We start from the raw sequence: 5,217 nt of genomic DNA, 5'->3' as shown, positions 1-5,217 counted from the left end.
GCGGGACAAAATTTAATCATGATCCATGAGGTCGGTGCAAAGCCTTGAGCACTGGATGAAGTTGATCGTTCGTCAAAAGAATGGCAGTACGCATATCGCAAAAAATGGACGCACACGTCATCACATGACATCGGCGGCAGAGCTCATTCTGGGGACCGAGCGCAAGTGGGCGCTTGACATTTGGGAACTCCAGGGAGCGGCGGATACCTGGGGGGCACAGTTGGCAGATTTGTACCGTCGCCAACCTGTGTTTGCACTGATTTCGGGGGTGTCCAACAGCACATGGCAACCCATTCATGAGTTTTGTAATAGCGAAAAAGTACCGTGCTGGTTCCCTACGCTGGACAGTCCGGTCAATACCCCGTCACAGTACGCTTTTTACTTTTCTGGTGGCGTCACACTGGAGGCCAATGTGCTGGCCAAGTATCTGTTGGAGCAGCAACCCCGCCCCAATCATGTCGTTCAGATTTACCACGATGAAGCGTCAGGCCGTGCGGCATCGCAGTCCATCAGTCGGGCTTTGAGTGGATCATCCATCTCGGTCGAGGACCGAATTCTGTCCCCTGATGTGCCGACTCCACAAGCTTTGCGTGCGGCTTTGGAGCATGTGAGCGCAGATGCCACTGTGATGTTTTGGCTGCGCCCGGAGGATGTGGCGTGTTTGGAACAAATTGAACCGATGGGGGCGAAGCGATTTTTTTCTGCCGTTCTGGCGAAAGGCGAACAAGCGCCTTTGCCTGCCCGTTGGCGAGATAACTCCTATCTCGTCTATCCCTATGAACTGCCCGAAAAGCGTGCGACACAGCTGATCTATTTTCATGCCTGGCGCAATTTGCGGAAAATCCCGTTGGTGGATGAAGTCCTGCAGTCAGAAGTGTTTTTTGCACTCAACTTTATGACCGACACCGTGTCTGACATGCTGGAGAATTTTTACCGCGATTACTTGATCGAGCGTGCCGAAAACATGCTCAGCAAGCGCGAAGGCATCAAGTCCGAGCAAGAAGCGCGGGACCGGTTGGCATTGGGTAATTCCGGTGAGTTGGAAAAAAAGCATGGATCGAACAAGTTGCACGAGTCAATGCGGGTGCCACTCCAGCATTTGGTCAACGACGGCGGTGGTCAAGGCACGACCATGTACCCCCATTTGAGCTTGGGCACGGGTCAGCGGTTTGCTTCTAAAGGGGCTTACATCGTGCGCTTTGGCAATCCAAGTGGCGCTCAGTTGGTGCAGGAATCGGGCTGGATCGTGCCCTAACCGGGTGCGACATTCTTGATTTACAGGATCAAACGTGATTCGTTCATAAGACTATAGAGTGAGTAGGACACCATGAAAATAATGCAAATAGTGACCCCTTTGTTGGTCGCAGTCACCTTCACCGTGCTTGCGACCGGTACAGCCCGTGCACAGGCGATTGTTAGTCAAGAGGCAAGCGACGGTTCGATTGAATTGAGTAATATTTCCTCTGCAGATAGTCAGGAGCCGGTGAAAGCAGAACCCATCGCAGGTGAGGCCGCAACCCTCTCAACGCAAGAACCTGCCAACGCTGAGGCAGCTGCCAAGGATCCTCGCGAGCTACACCGCGATCTGGTCATGCTACAGCCTGAAGCTGTATCGGCAGGAACGACCGCTGCTTCAAGGCGTTACAAGAAAGTTAATTTGGCTTCCTACCGTGAAAACATGATGGGCGCAACGCTAGAGGCGGCGCCAAAACCGCAGGGCGGCAGCGCCGCGACGCCATGAAGCAGTGGACTACGGGTATAGAACGCAATCATTTAACTGTGCAGGATGGACAGGCGAGCCACTTTGAAATACTGCCTAATCAAATCGGAGACAGGATGTGCAATTACATCAACCTGAATGAACATCAGGGACACACCCTGTCTGTGCGTAGTGGAATCTCTGAGACGCATTCAGAGCGCCCGGACTACCTAAAGGCCTTGGCCGAAATCAAACGGCTAAAACTGGAACTGGCGCAGACGCGTAAGGAATTGAAAGAACTCAGGGAGACTACTTCCTACGTTATTCGTCAGATGCTTTAAGGAAATGCCGATATTGGCCGAGAAGTTGGGAAAAGTCGTCAATCCAGTAGATTGAAAAATACCGATAAGACTGTAGACAAAACCCGAGAAATGGGCGTTGACTGGTGGACAACGAGTCCGTACCTCAACGCCAAGTTGGCTGAAAAACAGCCCCAGACCGAGGATTTGATCGCGCGCATCTCGCGCTTGGAGCGCTGCGACTCAGGTCGCTCAGTCAGTGCTCACACCCCAACTTACTGAAAAAAATAGTGCCAACAGCGTCTACGTTCATCAGAAGATTGAAACCCCCTGAAATCTTCCCTCACTTTGAGCAGCTCATTCTTGCAGTGGTTGAATTCGCAGTCCTTAAAAAGGGCCCACTACACTCATGACCTACTCAAACGACTCTGGTTTTTTTTATGGACTTATTTATTCCGCTGCTCATGATCATCGGTGGCGCGCATGCAATCAAATTAAGAGAGCAAAAAATCAGGATTGCCTTGCTGGGAAGTTATCTGGGTAAGTACCAAATTGAAAAACTGATGGAAAACCTGACGAACGGCTATTTGCGGGCATTGGGCGAATCTGACGCTGAACGGCAGGCACAGGTCTGGAATTTTTTGGCCAGCACTGAGACTGAGTTGTGTGAGCAGTTTGAACTTTTTGTGACCGATTTTTCCAAGGTGGATGAGGCCGAGGCCGGGGTGAGCAAACTCCCGCTGGCCTTGCCCTATGCCAATAAGCTGTTTCCCGGCGCCATGTTTGATTTGCGAAAAATTCTAAGCATTCATGCGCGGGGTATTACCCAAGCCATCCACAACAGCACCGGACAGTCCCCCAAAAACAAAGCCTTCACCGTGTCGGCTGAACTGTTTTTGATGCAACACACCTGCCACTGGTTCTGCCGCTCGAAGACAGTGGCTTCTGCCCGAATGCTGGCCCGGCACAAAACACCTTATGCCCAGTTGCTGGCCTCGGTAGCCCCCGACACGCGCAACGCTTATACCGCTTTGGTGGGGCCTTGAGTGCTACCGGGTGTGTTGGCCTGAACGACGTGCTTCGCGCAGCATGAAGAGGTAAAGCCCTTCCACCTTGTCGCGCGCCCAGGGCGTTTTGCGCAAAAATTTAAGGCTGGACGCCACGCTGGGGTCACTGATAAAGCAGCGCACCGGGATGCGCTCGCCCAAGCCTTCCCAGCCGTAATGCTCTGCAAGAGCCGTGACGATGAATTCAAGCGTCAGGCCGTGCAGCGGATTGTGGGCTTGGGTTGGGGCTTTGGCCGTCGGTTGAGCCGGGGGTGATGTGGGGTCTTGCATGGTGTGATTCTGAAATTTATTTAACGCGCCGTTTGCATGCGCAGGCGGCGAGCGGCATCTTCGGCCCGCGCATCGTCAATCTCGCGCAGAACATGCCCTACATTGACCGGCCCGGCCTTGCTCTCAAAGCGGCCGGTGAGCACGGTTTCAGGGGTGAGCGCACCGCGTTGGTACAACTCCCAAATTTCAGGACCAAAGTGGGTTTGCAGCAACTCTGGCGCAAACTGGCCGAAAAAGCCGCGCAGGTTAGCTACGTCGCGCAACAGCATGCGGTTGGCGTGGTTGTTGCCCGCAGCATCCACGGCCTGTGGCAGGTCGATGATGACCGGGCCATCGGCGGCCAGCAAAATGTTGAACTCAGACAGATCCCCGTGCACCACACCCGCGCACAGCATGCGAACCACCTCAGTAATTAAAGTTTTGTGATGTGCTCGCGCCTCGTCTGGCGTCAGCGCCACATCGTTAAGGCGGGGGGCCGCGTCACCGTGCTCGTCGGTCACCAACTCCATCAGCAGCACACCTTCAAAGAAATTGTGCGGCTTGGGCACGCGCACGCCGGCATCGGCCAAACGGTAGAGCGCATCCACTTCGGCACTTTGCCAGGCCGCCTCTTGCGCCTCGCGGCCAAAACGGGTGCCTTTGGCCATGGCGCGGGCTTGTCGGGTGTTCTTGACCTTGCGGTTCTCGGTGTAGTCCACCGCCTGGCGAAAACTGCGGTTAGTGGCCTCTTTGTAAATCTTGGCGCAGAAAGTCTCGTCGCCGCGGCGCACCACATAGACCATGGCTTCCTTGCCGCTCATGAGTTGGCGCACGACGGTGTCGATCAGGCCTTCTTCTATTAAGGTTTGCAGTCGCTTGGGTGGTTTCATAGGGGGTATTTTGCCTTGTGATTGACCGATATGAATGAAGTCGCCGCAGCCTGTCTGGATGCAACACAGCAAATGAATTGTGAAATAAATGCATTTATTTTAAAAATAGCCCTAAATAACCCCGCATTTCTGCCGTTAAGAATGTTACGAACACGGAGAAGTACCACAGACCTGATCTGCCAGCTTAAACAAAATGCAACTGCCACCCCTCGATCGAATCCCTAATCTTCGGCCTTATGCTGCAGAAGCGGCGTCAGTGTCGGCAGCCAAAGATGTTTCTGCGGCTCCCGTCACCCCGGCGGTCGAACCGACGCCCAGCGTGGTCAACCTGATCGGGCAATCGAAACCCAATTCAGGCGAAGGTGTCTACACCAGCGTGTCTGACCCGGCCAAACATGGCTCCGAAGCGGCCACGATCTCCAAAGACTGGACCGTTCATCGGCCAGTCACTGAAAAAGTGGAAGATCCGCCTCCGGTGCCTCTTTCCAAAATGTTGATGGACCAAATCAAGTCCCTGTGGGCCGCCAGTGCCAGTGCCATTCATGTGCCACAAGTCAAGAATCCTCTTGAGCTGTCGCAGCCCAATCCGAATGCCACGCCTGGCGTGTTGGCGACCGAAGTGTTCACCTACTCACCCAGCAAAATCAACAAGACCGAGAAACTCTAGTCTCGTCATCCCCTAACATTGGGGGGATGCATACAACCGCCCTCGTACTTTTCTCTGGTGGCCAGGATTCCACCACCTGTCTGGCGCAAGCCTTGTCCAAATACCAGCGGGTCGAAACCATCGCGTTTGACTACCGCCAGCGCCATGTTGTAGAACTGGACGCCCGCCTCAAGGTGTTGACTGAAATCCGCAGCCAGTTTCCCCAATGGGCCCACAAACTGGGCGAAGACCACCTGCTTGATCTGGCCGTGTTGGGCGAGGTGAGCGAGACCTCGCTCACGCGCGACACCGCTTTCAAGATGGAGCAAAACGGCCTGCCCAATACCTTTGTGCCGGGGCGCAACCT

General features: G+C 54.3%; 9 protein-coding genes. 7 read left to right on the top strand and 2 right to left on the bottom strand.

The window, feature by feature from the left end:
* Nucleotides 1-124 precede the first annotated feature (124 nt).
* The 5 genes from WCG50_RS17200 (at nucleotide 125) to WCG50_RS17180 (ending at nucleotide 3,044) form a co-directional block, all read left to right on the top strand.
* A complete protein-coding gene (locus tag WCG50_RS17200; RefSeq protein ID WP_336900821.1) occupies nucleotides 125-1,255 on the top strand; it encodes an ABC transporter substrate-binding protein in 1,131 nt (376 codons plus the stop codon).
* A gap of 72 nt (nucleotides 1,256-1,327) precedes the next feature.
* A complete protein-coding gene (locus WCG50_RS17195; RefSeq protein WP_336900820.1) occupies nucleotides 1,328-1,741 on the top strand; it encodes a hypothetical protein in 414 nt (137 codons plus the stop codon).
* Nucleotides 1,738-2,040 (top strand): hypothetical protein, encoded by a 303-nt coding sequence (locus WCG50_RS17190; protein WP_336900819.1) that lies wholly within the window; start codon nucleotides 1,738-1,740, stop codon nucleotides 2,038-2,040. Before WCG50_RS17195 ends, WCG50_RS17190 begins: the two co-directional genes overlap by 4 nt.
* Nucleotides 2,041-2,091: 51 nt before the next feature.
* Nucleotides 2,092-2,280 (top strand): hypothetical protein, encoded by a 189-nt coding sequence (locus tag WCG50_RS17185; RefSeq protein WP_336900818.1) that lies wholly within the window; start codon nucleotides 2,092-2,094, stop codon nucleotides 2,278-2,280.
* A gap of 158 nt (nucleotides 2,281-2,438) precedes the next feature.
* On the top strand, nucleotides 2,439-3,044 hold the full coding sequence (locus tag WCG50_RS17180; protein WP_336900817.1) for a hypothetical protein: 606 nt from the start codon (nucleotides 2,439-2,441) through the stop codon (nucleotides 3,042-3,044).
* Between the two features lie 3 nt (nucleotides 3,045-3,047).
* On the opposite strand, the gene WCG50_RS17175 is transcribed toward WCG50_RS17180, so the two are convergent.
* Nucleotides 3,048-3,335 carry a VF530 family protein gene (locus WCG50_RS17175; protein WP_336900816.1) on the bottom strand — a complete coding sequence of 96 codons (288 nt, stop codon included), beginning with the start codon at nucleotides 3,333-3,335 and terminating at the stop codon, nucleotides 3,048-3,050.
* A 20-nt stretch (nucleotides 3,336-3,355) separates the two neighbouring features.
* Nucleotides 3,356-4,204 carry a PA4780 family RIO1-like protein kinase gene (locus WCG50_RS17170; protein ID WP_336900815.1) on the bottom strand — a complete coding sequence of 283 codons (849 nt, stop codon included), beginning with the start codon at nucleotides 4,202-4,204 and terminating at the stop codon, nucleotides 3,356-3,358.
* A gap of 193 nt (nucleotides 4,205-4,397) precedes the next feature.
* Here WCG50_RS17170 and WCG50_RS17165 point away from each other — a divergent pair, with 193 nt between their 5' ends.
* Together WCG50_RS17165 and WCG50_RS17160 are read left to right on the top strand one after the other, a co-directional pair.
* The gene (locus WCG50_RS17165; protein WP_336900814.1) at nucleotides 4,398-4,871 is read left to right on the top strand and encodes a hypothetical protein; all 474 of its coding nucleotides are present in this window, start codon (nucleotides 4,398-4,400) and stop codon (nucleotides 4,869-4,871) included.
* Nucleotides 4,872-4,897: 26 nt separating this feature from the next.
* The coding region (locus WCG50_RS17160; RefSeq protein WP_336900813.1) for a 7-cyano-7-deazaguanine synthase at nucleotides 4,898-5,217 on the top strand (320 nt) is incomplete at its 3' end.

The organism is Rhodoferax sp. (assembly GCF_037143375.1).
Taxonomy (GTDB): Bacteria; Pseudomonadota; Gammaproteobacteria; order Burkholderiales; family Burkholderiaceae_C; genus Rhodoferax.
This window is presented reverse-complemented; position numbering and strand designations above follow the sequence as displayed.